Annotated in this window: 13 protein-coding genes and 1 pseudogene; 5 read left to right on the top strand and 9 right to left on the bottom strand. The window is 59.4% G+C overall.

Going from position 1 to position 15913, the window contains the following annotated elements:
* Window positions 1-3: 3 nt before the first annotated feature.
* The gene (locus ASD63_RS12930) at window positions 4-1524 is read right to left on the bottom strand and encodes a PAS domain-containing sensor histidine kinase (RefSeq protein ID WP_060529453.1); all 1521 of its coding nucleotides are present in this window, start codon (window positions 1522-1524) and stop codon (window positions 4-6) included.
* A gap of 252 nt (window positions 1525-1776) precedes the next feature.
* Here ASD63_RS12930 and ASD63_RS35460 point away from each other — a divergent pair, with 252 nt between their 5' ends.
* From ASD63_RS35460 to ASD63_RS12910, 4 genes and pseudogenes are all read left to right on the top strand, one after another.
* Entirely contained in the window at window positions 1777-2253 is a 477-nt protein-coding gene (locus tag ASD63_RS35460) for a carboxymuconolactone decarboxylase family protein (protein WP_034791818.1), read from the top strand.
* Window positions 2254-3546: pseudogene (locus tag ASD63_RS12920) on the top strand (alpha/beta hydrolase); the annotation flags it as partial. It lies immediately after the preceding gene.
* 868 nt (window positions 3547-4414) lie between these two features.
* Window positions 4415-4783: a hypothetical protein gene (locus ASD63_RS12915; RefSeq protein WP_060529452.1), complete on the top strand. Its 369-nt coding sequence runs from the start codon at window positions 4415-4417 to the stop codon at window positions 4781-4783.
* 195 nt (window positions 4784-4978) lie between these two features.
* Window positions 4979-5203, top strand: a complete 225-nt coding sequence (locus ASD63_RS12910) for a hypothetical protein (RefSeq protein WP_060529451.1) — start codon at window positions 4979-4981, stop codon at window positions 5201-5203.
* A 374-nt stretch (window positions 5204-5577) separates the two neighbouring features.
* On the opposite strand, the gene ASD63_RS12905 is transcribed toward ASD63_RS12910, so the two are convergent.
* From ASD63_RS12905 to ASD63_RS12870, 8 genes are all read right to left on the bottom strand, one after another.
* Entirely contained in the window at window positions 5578-6492 is a 915-nt protein-coding gene (locus ASD63_RS12905; RefSeq protein ID WP_060529450.1) for a sugar phosphate isomerase/epimerase, read from the bottom strand.
* 27 nt (window positions 6493-6519) lie between these two features.
* On the bottom strand, window positions 6520-7641 hold the full coding sequence (gene ugpC / locus ASD63_RS12900; RefSeq protein WP_060529449.1) for a sn-glycerol-3-phosphate ABC transporter ATP-binding protein UgpC: 1122 nt from the start codon (window positions 7639-7641) through the stop codon (window positions 6520-6522).
* Window positions 7642-7683: 42 nt separating this feature from the next.
* A complete protein-coding gene (locus ASD63_RS12895) occupies window positions 7684-8571 on the bottom strand; it encodes an ABC transporter permease subunit (RefSeq protein ID WP_034791826.1) in 888 nt (295 codons plus the stop codon).
* A gap of 7 nt (window positions 8572-8578) precedes the next feature.
* Window positions 8579-9469 carry a sugar ABC transporter permease gene (locus ASD63_RS12890; protein ID WP_060521199.1) on the bottom strand — a complete coding sequence of 297 codons (891 nt, stop codon included), beginning with the start codon at window positions 9467-9469 and terminating at the stop codon, window positions 8579-8581.
* 75 nt (window positions 9470-9544) lie between these two features.
* A complete protein-coding gene (locus tag ASD63_RS12885; RefSeq protein WP_244497243.1) occupies window positions 9545-10849 on the bottom strand; it encodes an extracellular solute-binding protein in 1305 nt (434 codons plus the stop codon).
* 486 nt (window positions 10850-11335) lie between these two features.
* A complete protein-coding gene (locus ASD63_RS12880) occupies window positions 11336-11584 on the bottom strand; it encodes a hypothetical protein (protein WP_060529447.1) in 249 nt (82 codons plus the stop codon).
* Window positions 11577-11888, bottom strand: coding sequence for a hypothetical protein (locus ASD63_RS12875; protein WP_060529446.1), 312 nt, complete (start codon window positions 11886-11888; stop codon window positions 11577-11579). Before ASD63_RS12875 ends, ASD63_RS12880 begins: the two co-directional genes overlap by 8 nt.
* Before the next feature lie 239 nt (window positions 11889-12127).
* Window positions 12128-12391 carry a hypothetical protein gene (locus ASD63_RS12870; RefSeq protein WP_034791842.1) on the bottom strand — a complete coding sequence of 88 codons (264 nt, stop codon included), beginning with the start codon at window positions 12389-12391 and terminating at the stop codon, window positions 12128-12130.
* Window positions 12392-13187: 796 nt separating this feature from the next.
* Here ASD63_RS12870 and ASD63_RS12860 point away from each other — a divergent pair.
* Window positions 13188-15170, top strand: coding sequence for an AI-2E family transporter (locus ASD63_RS12860; protein ID WP_060529445.1), 1983 nt, complete (start codon window positions 13188-13190; stop codon window positions 15168-15170).
* Window positions 15171-15913: the final 743 nt, after the last annotated feature.

Here is a 15913-nt window from a genome sequence, read left to right as displayed (position 1 = left end):
CCCCTAGTCGGTCGAGGCGACAGGCAAAGTGAATGCCACCGTTGCGCCTAACGCCTCGTTGTTGGCGACCCACAGGCGGCCGCCGTGGGCTTCAACGATCGATCGGCAGATCGGCAAACCCATTCCCATGCCGTTGCTTTTCGTCGTAAAAAACGGTTCGAACACGCGCTCGGGATCCTTGAAACCGCTTCCGGTGTCCTCAACCGAGATCCTGACGGTGTCGGGGTGATCGTGGCTGGACATGATCTTCAGCGAACGCAGTGGGTTCGTCGTGTCCATGGCCTGCATGCCGTTGCGGATCAAGTTTACCAGGACCTGCTGGACCTGGACCCTATCGAGCGAAACTCTGGGAAGATGCTGGTCCAGGGCCAGGTCGATGCGCGTCGTTGTTGCCGCGATTTCATCTGACATCAGATCAAGAACCTCATGGACAAGCCGGTTTACATCCTCGACCGCCCGTTCCTGCGGCTGATGTTTGAAAAGGGCGCGCATGCGACTGATGACCTCGACGGTCGCCGCGACGTCCAGGGTAATTCGCTCTGCCGCACGCTTGCCTCGATTAACGTTCGGAGGATCGGCCGAAAGCCAGCGCAGGCACGCGTCAGCGTCCGCGGCGATCGCCGCCAGCGGCTGGTTGACTTCGTGCGCAATCGAGGCGGAAAGCTGCGAAAGATTGGCCGCCTGGGTCGCGCGCGCAAGCTTTTCAGCCGAACGGCGCAAGGCAGCCGTTGTTTGCACTTGATCCTCTATGTCGTGGCAAAGGCCGAACCACTGGACGATGTTGCCGTCCTGGTCGCGCAGGGGCTCCGCGCGGCCAGACATCCAGCGATAGGCGCCGTCCGCTCGAAGCAATCGATATCGCATCGAAAATCGCTCCCCGGTCGCAAGGCAGCGGGTTAGCTCGGCATAAACGGCGTCGGCGTCGTCCGGATGGAATATCGTGTCCATGACGGATGCAATGTCACTGACGTTTGACAGGTCAAGACCCAGATAGTCGGCCATGCGCCTGTTAACGAGCGTCGTTGTGCCGTCGGGTGTCAGGCGCCATAGATTGCTTGGAACCATATCGACCAGCAGGGATAGTTCGACGGAACGGGCCCGCAGGCTCTCCTCAGCCTTCTTCTGGTGTTCGATGTCGATGGTTTGCCCATGCCAGACGGCGACGCGGCCCTGGGCGTCCCTTGAAGGTCTCCCCGATGCGCGAAACCAGCGAAACTCACCGTCCGCGCCACGCAGACGGTGAGCGCTGTCAAGCGGCTCGCCCGTTTCCACGCTCCGCCGCCAGGTCGTCGCCACAAAACGTTGATCGTCTTTGTGAATGCGTTCAAGCCATGCGCTGTGGTCTTTCAGGCTGCTGCCGAAGTAGGCGTCCATGCTCCGGTTGCGATAGATGAACCGGCCGGTAGTATCCATCGACCACATGTGGCCGGGTGTGTTGTCGAGAAGATCAAGCGCGAGCTCGGCGATATCGCGAGTATGCTCGCGAAAGTGGGCATCTTTCCTCAGTCCATCGTCGTTCGACATCTGTCGCTCCGCAGAAGACGACGGTCAACAAAATGACTGACGCCGAAGCTCGGCGGTGGACCGGCAGCCTTGGTGAAAGAATGGCCGCATTATATCCCGAAGGCCTTCGTTTTCAATCTGACCCACCGTTGGCCGGCGGCCCGTGGTCGAGCGGCGCATAAACGGATGTATAGCTGCCGCACTCGATGCGTTTCCGGCACGATAACAGGCGACCATGTCGGTCAAGAGTGCCAGGCGGAGGATGGAACATCGATGACCCAGCGGTTCAACTACTCCAAGCTTTCCCCCGGCATGGTCAAAGCCATGATGGTGCTCGGCAACGAGATCAAGAATGGCGCGATTGAGGAGAGCATACTGATCCTCGTCGACATGCGGGCGTCCCAGATGAACGGGTGCGCGTTCTGCATCGATATGCACGTCAAGGAAGCGATTATCCACGGCGAGCGGCCGTTGCGCCTCTTCCATATCTCAGCCTGGCGTGAGTCCACCTTGTTCTCGCCACGTGAGCGGGCCGCACTTGCCTGGACGGAAGCGTTGACGAAGCTCGCAGACGGCGGTGTTCCCGATGCAATCTACGACAGCGTGCGGGGTGAACTATCCGAGCAGGAGATTTCCGATCTCACGTTCCGGATCATGGCGATCAATGCCTGGAACCGCATCAGTGTCGCTGCCCGCACCGTTCCTGGTTCCGCCGACAAGGTCTACGGGTTGGACAAGGCCGGTCTCTAGATGGGTTTTTGTCGGGCAATGGCAGGGCTCCTCATGCTTGTCTGCCTTGTCGGCTGTGCCACGCAGCGTGCCGAGCTCTCACCGCAGCCCATCACCACGTCACCGGCGCCACAAAGCTCGCAGGCTGCTCGAACGCCACAAGCTTTAGGGGCTCCCGATCTCCTCTACATCACGAACCGGGAGCCGACAGTCGCGTCCGGCAACAGGCTGTCGTACGGTGCCAAGCGTGCCATATTCTTGAGCTTCGGTTCGGTATCGATCCTCCCAAAAGGCAACTCTTCCGCCGGCAAGAGCGAATTTCGTGTCGACGCCGTTTCCGAGACTGGCCGGTTTCCGGCAACGCCTTACGGCGTCGTAACGACGGCGAGCGGGCTACGCCGCACGCCTGAGGCCGTTGCGGCACATGAACAGGCTGTCGCATCGCTGCAGGCTGAAATTGCCCGGCGTCTCGCGACAGCCGGACGCAAGGAAGTCGTCGTCTTCGTTCACGGGTACAACAACAGCTTCGACGATGCCGCACTCGCCACGGACGAGATTTGCCGATCGCTGCAAAACCAGTTTGTCTGCATTATCCTGACTTGGCCTGCCGGAGGCACTGGCGGCTCGTTCTTTGGCTACAACATTGACCGCGAGTCGAGCGAGTTTGCGGTCGCGGACTTCAAAAAGGCCGTTCGCGCCATTGCCGAAACGAAGGGTGTAGAGAGGCTGCACCTGCTGGCGCATAGCCGTGGAACCGATGTGCTCGCAAGCGTCATGCAGCAGCTTGCCATCGAAGCCTACGTCAGTCGATCCTCGCTTTGGCAGCGTTACAAGATCGCGAACGCTGTGTTTTTCGCTCCCGATATGGATCTCGATGTAGCGTCGTCCAAATTGTTCGCCTGGGTCTCGGACCCGGATCTTGCCTTCGGGAGCAAATCGACACCAAGCACCTTGCCCTCTCAAGGCTCCCTGCACCTTACGGTCTATTCGTCTCCCAGGGACGAGGCGTTGAAAGCGTCAACGATAATCTCTGGCAGCGTCTTGCGGCTTGGACAGCTTGCCGTCGGCAATCTTCCCAGGGGCAGGAATGAGGCGGCGTCCAAATGGGAAGGGTCGCATATGGGCGGGCTGGTCGATTTCGTCGAGTTTTCAGGCGGCGGCGGCTTCATCGGCCACAGCTACTTCTTGTCCGACGCCACCATCAAGACGGACTTGGTTGCGCTCATTCGCGACAGAGCCAAAGCCGGCGATCCAAGACGCCAGCTGGTCGAAATCAAGCGCCCCTTCTGGCGAACGTCGGACGCCTCACAGGCGACGCCATGTTTGTCTCAGGTGTTTGGCGGGTCGGTTTCCGTCAAGCAGCGTTGCATCGCTCCTTTGCCAACCCCGAAGGCACTGGGTACCTTGTGCTACCGCTGATGCATTCATTCAGCGGTCGCCGAAGATTAGCCTGTGGTGCGGGAGTTGGGCCTCGGGTGAGCGGCGCCCGAGCGATCTTGGGGCAAGGGGCTCATGTCCGTCTTCGTCAAAAGATTGAGCCGTGTTCTGAAAACCAGTTGTGCGAAACTGAGCCTTTAGCGCCGCTTACCTGAACGCGCGATTTCTATGGCGCTCTTGCGTTGGGCATGGCGCGACAAAATTGCCCATTGATGTGCTCGCACGAAAGGGCGATGTGAGGGGTATGCATACGGAAACTTTCATCAGGATATCGCGGCTCATCGAGCAAGCACGCTCCCTTACCCGGAGCCGGCTACCCTGATCCTGTAACGCCGCCATAGCCCCCGCCGCTCCGGGAATCCACTGACCAACAGTGCGGTTCATTATTGACGGAGTGTATCCATGCCCGCGTCTCCAGCCCGCCCCGTTTGCATCGCTTGCAACCGGCATCTTCCCCTTTCTGCTCGCCGTTGCCCGTGGTGCAAGACGCACTGCGCTGCCGCCCGCCGCAACTCGTGCGCCGTGCGCGAACGGAGCGCGCATCCGCCAGTTCTCTGCGCGTTTGGCAGTGGGAGCGGAAAATGAAGGACACCAATAAGAACTGTTGCGCCGCTGTGGACGCTGCCCCGGAGGAGATGCAGCAGGTCGGAGCTCTTCCCTGGCGCATCGCCAAGAATGGCGAGGCAAGGATTTGCTCGTTACGTCGCGGGGCAGCGGGCGGTGGATCGTGCCCAAGGGATGGCCAATGAAGGGTTTTTCGCCCCGCCAGACCGCGTCGCGGGAAGCATTGGAGGAGGGCGGTGTCATTGGCGTCCTCTCTAAGGCGCCGGTGACGACCTATCGCTACATGAAACGCCTGGATAACGGTGCAAACGTTGGCTGCCGCGTGGCTGTGTTTGGGCTGAACGTGCGCGGGACACTGGTTGATTGGCGGGAAAAAGCACAAAGGCAGCGGCGTTGGTTTTCGCTCGCCGCGGCGGCGGACAAGCTTGATGACCGCGAACTTTCGGAGTTCGTGCGCACCCTGGATGCCGCGTCTGAATGTTTGGAGCCACCGACCGGCGCCACCGGGAAAAAATCGGCGCTCGACGAGATCCTCATGTTGAGGCGCTAGACAAGTGTCGACGTTCCCGCACCGCGAAAAGTATCGGCGGCCAGTTAAGTCCGTCTGCAGCCATAGGGTCAGTCGCGCACGATGAATGCCTGGCGCCACTACCTGCGACAGCAAGAGCGGCGCCAGGAGCCTCCCGGGGTTGATCCCTCAAATGCCGACCTGTCCGGCCAAATTCGCATACAGAGAGAATAAGCAATGAGCTTCAGATACTGTCATACTTTGCCGATCAGCGGCGCAAACAAGCTGCCCCGATTCAAACAGTGGGCCGCCGAGAACATCCCAGGTATCGCCTTTTCCCTGCCTCCGCAGGTCCCGGTCAAGAGTACCGCCTTGACCGTCCGCCTCAAGTCAGTCGAGGATCGCGCTGCACTGATGGCGAGGCTTGAAGGCGTGGATCTCGATGACAGGAAGACCCGCTAGTATCCCCTGTTGTCCACCGCGCGACCGGTGAGACGGTCGAACCGGCGATTGGGACACTGATCGCCGGTTCTTTTCGTTGCATGAAAGTGGTAGCGGTGGTCGACCGCGAAAGGCTGTGCAAACAAAGCCGAAGGAAAAAGCTTCGGTCCCCGCTCACGTCATCGCCAGGAGACGACGTCATTGATATGGCCGGTCTCTGGCGACGCCCGGCAGCTGAAAGGCGCAGACCAGATGCGCTTGCGCGCAGGTTTGCCACGTTGAGGCGCACTTCTCGTCGATTGACGCGCCTCGGTAACACTTGATCCTGCCGGTGTCCTTGCTTGCGACAAGCCGGAAGCACCATTCAGCTGTTCGCCAGGGCCGTCGGTGGCACGTTAAGCAGCGCGCCGAAGCCCCACGCCCGCCGCCAGTCGCCTGGCTTGCTCCAGGCACGCCAGCTGCTGATCGGCAAAGCGCTCGGCGCTGATTTCCATGATCAGCGTCGTATCGGGAAGGAAGGTCAGCTCTGAGAAGATGTCATCCCAAGCAATGTCGCCCCAGCCGATCGGCAGATGCAGGTCCCCGATGCCGAGCGTGGTTGCTTCCGCCGGATGATAAAAGCGGTTCATGGTATAGGGCAGGCCGAAACTGTCGTGAACATGAAGGTGACCGGTCACCGGGGCCATGGCCCTGAGTTCATCACGGAAATCGAGCCCTCGATGCGTGGCCTCGATATAGGCATGCGAGAAGTCGATGAGTGCGACCACGTTGTCGGAACCGATCGCCCGCACCGTTTCGGCAACCTGGCTCGGGGATTGGCGGTACTGGCCGCTTTCCGTCGTGAAGATGTTCTCAAGTGCGATGCGAACGCCGTAGCCTTTGGCAATCTCGGCCATTTCTGCGAGCGCGTCACGTTCCATCTTGTCGAGGTCAGCGGCGCTCTCGCCGGCGGCAAGCTGTGCTGCACCGGAGTGATGGACGAGGATCCCCGCGCCAAGCCGGTCGCACAACTCGAGCATCGCTCTTACGACCTTCTTCTGCAGATGATGGTGCTGGCGATCCATGAAGTTGGAGACGATCTGGCCGTGCAGCGATAGCTTGTTGAAAGTGTACCTCTTCGTGATCTCGGCGACGCGCTGGACGCGGTCTTCGATGATGCGGCCGCCGCTGACGATCTCTTCGCCATAGATCCCGATCTCGCAGGCGTCAGCGCCCGTCTCTGCAATCTCACGCAGGGAAGCATCAAGGGTCGAAAGGTCACCCTTGCCCGTCCGGTTGCAGAATCCTACGGCGGAAATGATATCGTTCATCACGGTTCTCCTGATTTATGAAAGTGATCAGACTGCTTGGAGTGTCGGTTGGCTCGCGGAATTGCGGATGGCACGCGGCTCCAGATCGACCTCGATCCTTCGGCCGGTCTCCTTGTCGAAGAGATGCAGGTGCGCGAGCGGCAGTTCCAGGGTGATCCTCTCGCCCGGCCGCACGCGCGTGTGCTCGTCGACTGTGGCCGCGAAGGGATAGCCGTTCAGTTCCGAGTGGATGACGCGGCCGGAGCCGAGCTCCTCGATGAAATCCACCTTGATCGAGACGCCTTCAGGCGCAACGACACATTGTTCGGGGCGGATGCCGACCGTGATCTGTCTTGCGCCCAGTCGGGTGGCCAGGCCTCTTTCGATCGGCATCTTCGTACCGCCGAATGTGAGGCAGGCGTTGTCGACGTCGACCACGGCATCGAAAAGGTTCATTGCCGGAGAGCCGATGAAGGATGCGACGAAGATGCTTGCCGGACGGTGATAGATGTCGAGCGGCTGGCCCACCTGTTCGACCACACCCCTGTTCATCACGACCAGCTTGTCGGCCAGCGTCATTGCTTCGACCTGGTCATGCGTGACGAAGATGGACGTTGCCTGGAGGCGCTGATGCAGTTTGCGGATCTCGGCCCGCATGGTGACGCGGAGCTTGGCGTCCAGGTTCGAAAGCGGTTCGTCGAACAGGAACACGTTCGGCTCGCGAATGATCGCGCGTGCCATCGCGACGCGCTGCCGCTGACCGCCGGAAAGCGCCGCCGGTTTGCGATCGAGATAATCGGAAAGCCCCACGATCTTTGCGGTCTCCTCAATCCGGCGCAGGCGCGCCGCCTTTGCGACGCCCGCCACCTTCAAGGCGTAGCCAATGTTTCCCGCAACGGTCATGTGCGGATAGAGAGCGTAGTTCTGGAAGACCATGGCGCAGCCGCGTTCGCGCGGTTCGAGCCGGTTCACGACCTTCCCGTTGATCGCGATCTCGCCTGAGGTGATCTCCTCCAGCCCGGCGATCATCCGCAGAAGCGTCGATTTCCCGCAGCCGGACGGGCCGAGGATCACGACGAATTCTCCCGACGCAAAGGCGAGGTCGATGCCATGCAGGGTGGGGTTCTTGCCGTAGGATTTACGCACGGCGCGGATTGCGATGTCAGCCATGAGCGCGGACCTCTCTGTTTCTTCTGTTTGGGGAAAGCGGGGTCATTTTTCCGTGGCCACGAGACCGCGCACGAACCACCGCTGCAGCACGGCGACGACGATGAGCGGTGGCAGCATGATGATCAGCGATCCGGCAAGCGTCACGTTCCAGTCCGGCGTGCCGTTGTCAGCTGGCAGGAGTGCAACCAGCGACATCATCGTGGTCTTGTATTGCGGGTCCGTCACCATCAGGAGGGGCCAGAGATACTGGTTCCAACCATAGACGAACATGATCGTGGTCAGCGCGAGCATGTTGGTGCGCGACAGCGGCAGCAGCATATCGATGAAGAAGCGGATTGCGCCTGACCCGTCCATGCGCGCAGCCTCCGCCAGTTCGTCCGGCAGGGTCAGATAGAACTGGCGGTAGAGAAAGGTCCCAGTCGCCGTGGCGATCAGCGGCAATGTGAGGCCGGCATAGGAATTGAGAAGGTTCCAGTCGACGGAGACCTCGAAGCCGGTGACGGCGGAAATCAGCAAGCGGATCGGCTGGAACAGGTCGGCGGCGACGGCATAGGTGGGCACCACGCGCACTTCGAGCGGCAGCATCAGGGTGATGAACACCATCCAGAAGAAAAAGCCTTTCAGAGGTGTTCGGAAGAACACGATGGCAAAGGCCGTCAGCGCCGACAGCGCTACCTTGCCGACCGTGACCAGGCTCGCCATGACGAAGCTGTTCAGCATCGCCGTGCCGAGGCTGGCGCGCGACCAGGCAGCACCCATATTCTCGAAGAGGCGATCCTGCGGCACGAAACTGAAGGGTATGGCGTTGACCTGCTGGAAGGTCTGGCTGGCGCCCGACAAAATGACGATGAAGGGGCCGATCAAAAGCAGGAAGCCGAAGATCATCACACCATAGGTCAGCGCGTTGGCAAAGGGTGTCCGCTGGATCATGGAAGCCTCACTTGTAATGGACCTGGCGCTCGATGAAGCGAAACTGGATGAAGGTGAAAATCATGATGAGGCCGATGAGCACGAGGCTCTGGGCCGAGGCACCCGAGTAGTTCAGGCCTCGGAACGCCTCCTCGACGATGCGGTAGACCATCACGTCGGTGCCGTGGTTCGGGCCCCCATCGGTCGTGCGTGCGACGATGCCATAGGTATCGGCGCCGACGAAACCCTCGGTCATCATGATCACCAGCAGGAAGAAGAGCGTTGGCGCCAGCAACGGGATCTGGATATCGACCGCGCGGCGGATCGGGCCGCAGCCGTCCATCGCGGCTGCCTCGATCAGGGAGCGCGGGACCGACTGCAGGCCGGCGAGCAGGAAGATGAAGGTGTAGCCCGCCCACTTCCAGGCAAAGACGACGATGACGAGGATGAGCGCGTGGCTGCCGTATTTGGCCGGGTTCCAGAAGTCCGGAAAGGCCGCGTTGACCGAGGCCATCAGTCCGCGCTCGGGCGACAGGATGAAACGGAAGGCCATACCGGCCGCCGGTCCCGCAATCGCATAGGGCAGAATGTAGAGGAACCGGAACGGCGCGGAGCCCGGCAATTGCCGGTCGACAGCAAGGGCAAGAACAAGACCGATGAAAATGGTGGCAAGCGTTCCACAAAGCGCAAATGCCAGGCTGACGCCAACGGAGTTCCAATAGAGCGGATCGGCAAAGACTTCCTGGAAGTTGGCAAGGCCGACGAACTCGGCAGCACCGCCGAATGGGGGCTCCAACGTGAAGGCCCATCGCAAAACGGCGACAGCGGGCCAATAAAAAAAGAGCAGGATCAAAATGATCTGCGGCAGGGCGAATAGGCTGGGCAGCCACCAGCTGCGAAAGGCCGCGCGCTTGTCCATATGTCGAAATTCCAATGCGCAAGAAGAGCGATCGGAGCCCACCGATATTGTGGCAGGCTCCGGGCGGATCAGATTTTAGTTCAGCGTCTGTCCGGCGTAGGTCTTTTCGAAGCGGCGCAGAACTGCGTTGCCGCGTTCCACCGTCTTGTCGAGTTCGCCCTGTACGTCTGCGTTCTGCATGAAGATTGCTTCAAGGGCGGTTGCGAACTCCTTGCGGATCTGCGTGAAGCCGCCTAGCCGAATACCGCGGGTGTTTTCCGAGGTCGGGGTGAAGGACAGGCTCTGGATGGCGAGTTCGCGGCCCTTATAGGGAGCCTTGTCGTAGAAGCCATTGGCCTTCATGGCGTCGAAGCCGGTCTTGGTCACCGGGATGTAGCCCGTCACCGTCGACCACCACTCGGCCATTTCCGGAGTTGCAAGATAGTTGAGGAAGGCGGCTGCACCCTTGTATTCGGCTTCCGGACGACCGGCGAGCACCCAGAGCGATGCGCCGCCGACCAGCGAGTTCTGACGCTCGGTGCCCTTCCAGACCGGCAACATGGCGACTTCCCATTTCACATTCTCAGGAAGGGTCTTGCCGATCGTGCCGTGGTCGGCGACCGAGGTCTGGATCATCTGGCAGGTCTGGGACGTGAAGGCTGGGACGATGTCCATGCCGAGCTGCTTGGTTTTGACCACGAAGAGCTTCTCGTCAGCCATCTTCTTGAAGAACTTCACGTGGTCGACGAACTTGGTCTTGTTGACGACAAGCTCGGCGTCCAGTCCGTTATAGCCGTTCGCCTTGGTTGCGATCGGCTGGTTGTGGATCGCCGAGAACTGCTCCATCAGCGGCCAAGTGTCGAAGTTGAACGCGAGCGGGCATTCGAAGCCGGCCGTCTTCAGCTTGCGGGCTGCTTCCTCGACCTGCTCCCAGGTGTCCGGCTTGAAGTCGATGCCGGCCTTCTGGAAGGCGTCGACGTTGTAGTAGAACATCGCGGTCGAGGAGTTGAACGGGAAGGAGTTCAGCTCGCCCTTCGCCGTTGCGTAGTAGTTGGCGATGCCGCCGAAATAGTTGTTCCAGTCGATGGTGTAGCCATTGTCGGCCATCAGCTTCTTTGCAGGCACGAAGGCGCCGGACAGCATCATGTCGAGCGTGCCGGCATCATAGATCTGGGTGATCGCCGGCTGCTTCTTGGCGCGGTAGGCGGCAATCGTGTTTTGCAGGGTGGTGTCGTAACCGTTTTGCGAGGTGCAGACGATCTCGAAGTCTGACTGGCTCTCGTTGAACTTCTTGCAGGCATCCTGGACGCGTTCGCCAAGATCTCCCGAAAGGCCGTACCAGAACTCGAATTTCGTCTTTTCGGCGGCTGCGGCTGGTGCGCCAAACGCGACGCTAGCCATCAGGCCGAGGAATACGGAGGTAGTGACGGAGACTCTCATTTGCAAAACGCTCCTTGCAGGATGGCGGACACCAGGATCGGTGGCACGATGAAGCCGGGGCGCTTGCTAACAGTTGCGTGTGACAGTCCGTGACAATCTGCATGATGATAAAATGAAAGTTTCGTAACGCAGGCGCGAGACAGGCAGGCTAACCAATCTCCCCGTTTTGCCCTTGATGGTGCAAAGTTGGGCAACCTCAGGAAGTGTGTGCGCCTCCGACGAGCCCCATTGTGGTCCCCAGGAGCGAAAATGCACCCCCGAATTAAGGGCCATGAAAAGGAATGGCCCCGTCGGGCGGCGACGAGGCCATTGGCTTATCGGGGCTTCACTTCCGGAGGGATGGTGAAGGCGTCACCCTGATCGGGGGCTCAGGGTTCCACAAAACGAAAACGCAGATGCCTGAAACAGGTTCCATCGCCTCTTCCGAAAAGTTGGACCAGACCATTGCTATCCCGGAGGAGGAAAGTCGTCGTCGGGGTCGTATCTGTCCGGATCAAAGATGCTTTCGAGCTCTATTTCCTCGGTCTCGTCGAGATCGTCTTCGTCGTCGGGTTCGTCAAATTCCGGCACTGGCTCGCGCGGTTCGCGCAAATCGCCCTTGCCGAGCGGGCTATCGCCGGGGAAATCGGTCGGTTCGCGTCCGTGTGCTGTCAGCCTATTCGCGAGGCTCTCGTTATTACCGCCTGTGTTAGGCATCACCGTTCTCCTTGCGTATGCTTTCGCCGATCATCGAAAGTCCGTTGCTTCGAGGACAACCGACGCGCACGAGGACCCGGTCAGCCCCGGCAATATCCTCGGCGATACGGCGGACAAAATCGTCACCACTGCTATGGCTGACCTGACCCTCGATGACGACGGATGTTCCGAGCACTCTGAAGCAGAGATTTTGCGTATCGAAGGGTGCTTCGGAGGCCAGAGCGTATTTGATCGAGGCGATCAGCCCTGAGACATCAGCCCCTCCGCCGCCCCGGCAATCGAATTCAGGTCGTATAAAAATCATAAGCAAACTCCTTCTCGGAGTCTCAACTCACCGATGCAGACCTTGTTCCTTGTCGTGTTGCTAATTTATTGATGCCAAAAGAAATCGCCCCGAAAGGCGCCTGAGGGCGATGAGAGTGCGTTGTCTGCGTGGGCCGGCAGGATGGAATACAGCGGCCCCGCCCTAGAAACCGCCCGCGATGAAATCGGCCCCGTTCCCGCTTAATTTTCTCCTCGTCGCCAAGATGGAGGCCGAGTAGCTCAGTGGAGTGGGGAGGTCCTATCCTTGCGAATGATGACGCCGGCCCCCTCCTCGAACATCTTCTCCTTGGCATCCAGCATGAACCACCGGTTGTGCGCCAGTTCAATCAACGCGTCGGCGACCTCGCGCTCGCTCCAGCCGGCCGCCTCGCCATATTCGGCGACCGATTGGAAAACATCTTCCATTGCCATCTGACAGTCCAGATCTCGATCCGGGTACAAGCCCGTCTGTTTCGGCGATACGTATCTTGGATGCTTTGCCATAACGGACCTCCTTGGATCCGCAGTAGAGCGCATCAAGCTATCCTCAAGCTTTCGCTAAAACGCGTGCGACTTTCCTGTTGTTCCCGGCTCCGCGCCATCATCGTTGAAGAGTGCGCGCGAGACGGCTGGGCCATCCGACGCGTTTGAAATCACGGGAGCCTTCAAAGCGCGAAGGGACGCAGTCCCATCTACGACTTTCCTCGGGGCCTCCGGCGGGCAGCGGGAGAGCTTTGCCTGAACTTGGTGAGCGAGCGCCTGAGTTTCGCGATGTTCTTAGTGACGTGCTCGATGATGAGCAAATGCTTCCGTCGGCCCAGCGCGATGGCGCTTCCGCACCTTTCACAGGGGACGTGCTCGTCGTCCCTCACTCGGTCGACCGGTGTCCCGTTTTCGTGGCCGCACTCGGGGCACTCGATTTCGATCTCATCGTCAAACATAACGCTCCCTCGATTGAAAGCGGATACCAACACGTCTGAAATTGGTGATCAATGCTTAGGCGCTTACTCAAATGGGGCTACAATTCCGCCGTGACCCGCGCATCATCACCCCGACCATTGCCACTCGGGTGAGCCGGTTTCGACAAGTCCTGCAACGTTCCAGGCCAGGTTGGCCTTTGGCATCGGGACCTCGCCGTCTGGCTTATTTGTGCGTCCGTTCTAATATTATCAGTTTGGTTGGTGCTGATCGGCAGTGCCTATGGATGGATGACGCCTGCCCGTAGCTTGAGAACCACCGGGCCGGAGGGTTCGCAATTGGAGACCAGAAGGGGTACGCCTGGAAGGCCCCGGGAGGTTCGATGCTGAGATTTTCGCGCAAGAGTGGGAAAGAACCGGTCAATATGGCCGTCGAATTGCATCCGCTGACCTTGTCGCGGGCCGCTGCTGAGACTTCGAAACTGCCAACGCTTGCAGCAATTGCTGCAACGGTGGCGGTGCTCTACATTGCCAGGGATGTCTTCCTTCCTTTGGCGATTGCCATCCTTTTGACTTTTGCTCTTGCACCCGTTGTCTCAAGGCTGCGCCGCGCCGGCTGCCCTCGCTCGGTCGCGGTTATCGGAACCGTGACGATGGCTTTCCTGTTCCTCAGCGCATTTGGCGTCATGGTGGCGCTGCAAATCAGCGAGGTCGCGCGGGATGTGCCGAGATACCAGTCAAATATTGTCGAGAAGGTCCGCTCTCTAAAAGAAGCTGGGTCGGACAGCCAGATACTCGATCGATTGAGCCGGGTGATGGAGCGGATCAGCATCGAGCTCAGCCGACCTGAAAAAGATGTGGCTGTGTCGCCCGCGACCGCGCCTGAACCGAAGCCGCTTCTGGTAGAGATATTTTCGCCGCAGCGCCCGATCGAAATCCTGATGAGCGTCATCAATCCGCTCCTAGGTCCCTTGGCAACCGCTGGCCTCGTCATCGTTGTCGTCATCTTCATGCTGTTCGAGCGAGAGGATCTGCGCGACCGATTCATTCGGCTTGTCGGGTATGGCGATCTTCATCGAACGACCGAGGCACTCCAAGATGCGGGCGCTCGTGTGGGCCAGTATTTGCTCATGCAACTTGTCGTCAACATCACCTATGGGGTGCCGCTCGCGATTGGCCTTTGGTTTTTAGGGATTCCAAACGCACTTTTGTGGGGGATGCTCGCGATCATGCTGCGCTTCGTGCCCTATATCGGCCCGGTGATTGCTGCTGCGTTGCCCCTGTTTCTCGCGTTCGCAGCAGCTCCGGGCTGGAGCTTGGTGGTTCTGACGCTTGGGCTCTTCATTGCTCTTGAACTGTTAAGCAACAACGTTGTCGAGCCCTTGCTATATGGGTCTCGCACAGGACTGTCTCCCCTTGCGATCATTGTTGCTGCCATCTTCTGGGCCTGGCTCTGGGGCCCGGTTGGACTGGTACTGTCGACCCCGCTCACCGTCTGCCTGGTTGTGCTTGGCCGTCACGTCCGGCAGTTCGAATTCCTCGAAATTCTGTTGGGCAATGAGCCCGTCCTCAATCCGAAAGAGCGCCTTTACCAACGGTTGCTGGCGGGAGACCCGGACGAAGCAACGGATAATGCAGAGGAGATGCTTGAGGAAATGTACCTCGTCGAATTTTACGACACGGTTGCCATTCCCGCGCTGCTTCTGGCCGAAAGTGACCGTATGCGTGGTGCCTTGACGGAAGAGCAAGGAGCACGGGTTGCCGAAAGTGCAGGTACACTGGTTGCCAACCTCGAGGAGATCGCGGTTGAAGAGGAAGACGAAGACAAAGACAAAGACAAAGACAAAAGCGAAGATCCCGACCGCGATACCGATGAAAAAGAGAACGATTATGAACTCCCTCCTGGTGAAGGGCGATCCGTGCTTTGCCTAGGAGGGCGAAGTGCGCTCGATGATGTCACGGCGATGATGCTCCTGCAGGTTCTGCGGGTACAAGGCGCGGACGTCAATTACTTCAGCCATGAAGCTCTCAGGCCGCAAAAAATCAAGGAGCTGCCGACAGAAGGTCGGCATGCCATCGTTCTCACTGTTCTCGATCGAGAATCCATGCGCCACGCCAAGTTCCTTGTCCGTCGCCTGAAGCGACTGGCTCCTGGGGCGCGGGTCGGCATCGTCCTATGGCAGGACGTGGACGAACACGAAGCCGGGAAGTTCCTCGTTGAGGAAACGCAGGCGGACTTTGTCGTTTCTGCGATCACGGACGCCATCCGGGAGGCGCTGTCGACGGAACCACCGCAACCCTTCAAGTCGGCACATCCGGGGAGCGCCGGTCGTGCGGCGGTGCGAGGGCCGGCCCATGGCGGATAGGGCAGCTCTGGTGAGCCAATTCGTCGGACGGATCAAAGTCGAGTGCTATTTGTCTGGAAATGCTTCCCCCGAAAGGCGACGAAGCACGTGGAAGTGCTAAACAGATTGTTCAGCCGGCACCTTGAGAGACACTAGGCAGCCAAAGTCGTTCAGCCCCTGGCCACCCGACTGCTGGAATGTCGCATTTTCTACCGAACTCGCCCGCGGGCGCCTTTCGTACGCGCTTCTTCAGCGCGCGGAATTGTAATCCACCGGCCTGTGCACGGTCAGTTTCATCATCAGCGATTGCGACCAACGGGACGGCCAGCGCTGTAAGCAGGAGAAAGATCCTCACCATGTTCGCTCCTTCGAAATTAAGTAGATTCTAAATCGACAGTAGTGGGAGCCACTCGTTCTTTAGTCATTCTGAACTAGTACCGATGGATATTTATGAGCAGTCAGGATTATCCATTTTTCCATGCGGGCAGTTTGGAGTAACCACACGATCAGGAGGCCCCTTTTTAGACCAGCAACCGTCGATTGTTGATCTCATCTGCTTTCCGACGTCGATTGACTACATCTTCCGGCAGGATCATTCTTGATGTTCCCGTCGCGGCCTTTTGGGGCCGCTCCGATGAAGTGACGGCAACGGTTGCGCGCTGTGGTGACCTGCCACTGAACTTTCATCCAGCTGCGACTAAAGTCCCCGCGGTTCTGAATACGCCAAGTGGCGCGGTGGGAGCAACCGGCGGAAACGCGAAGCT

The organism is Ensifer sp. Root558 (genome assembly GCF_001427045.1).
Taxonomy (GTDB): domain Bacteria; phylum Pseudomonadota; class Alphaproteobacteria; order Rhizobiales; family Rhizobiaceae; genus Ensifer; species Ensifer adhaerens.
The sequence above is the reverse complement of the archived record's forward strand: the minus strand, read 5'-3'. Positions and strand labels throughout refer to the sequence as shown.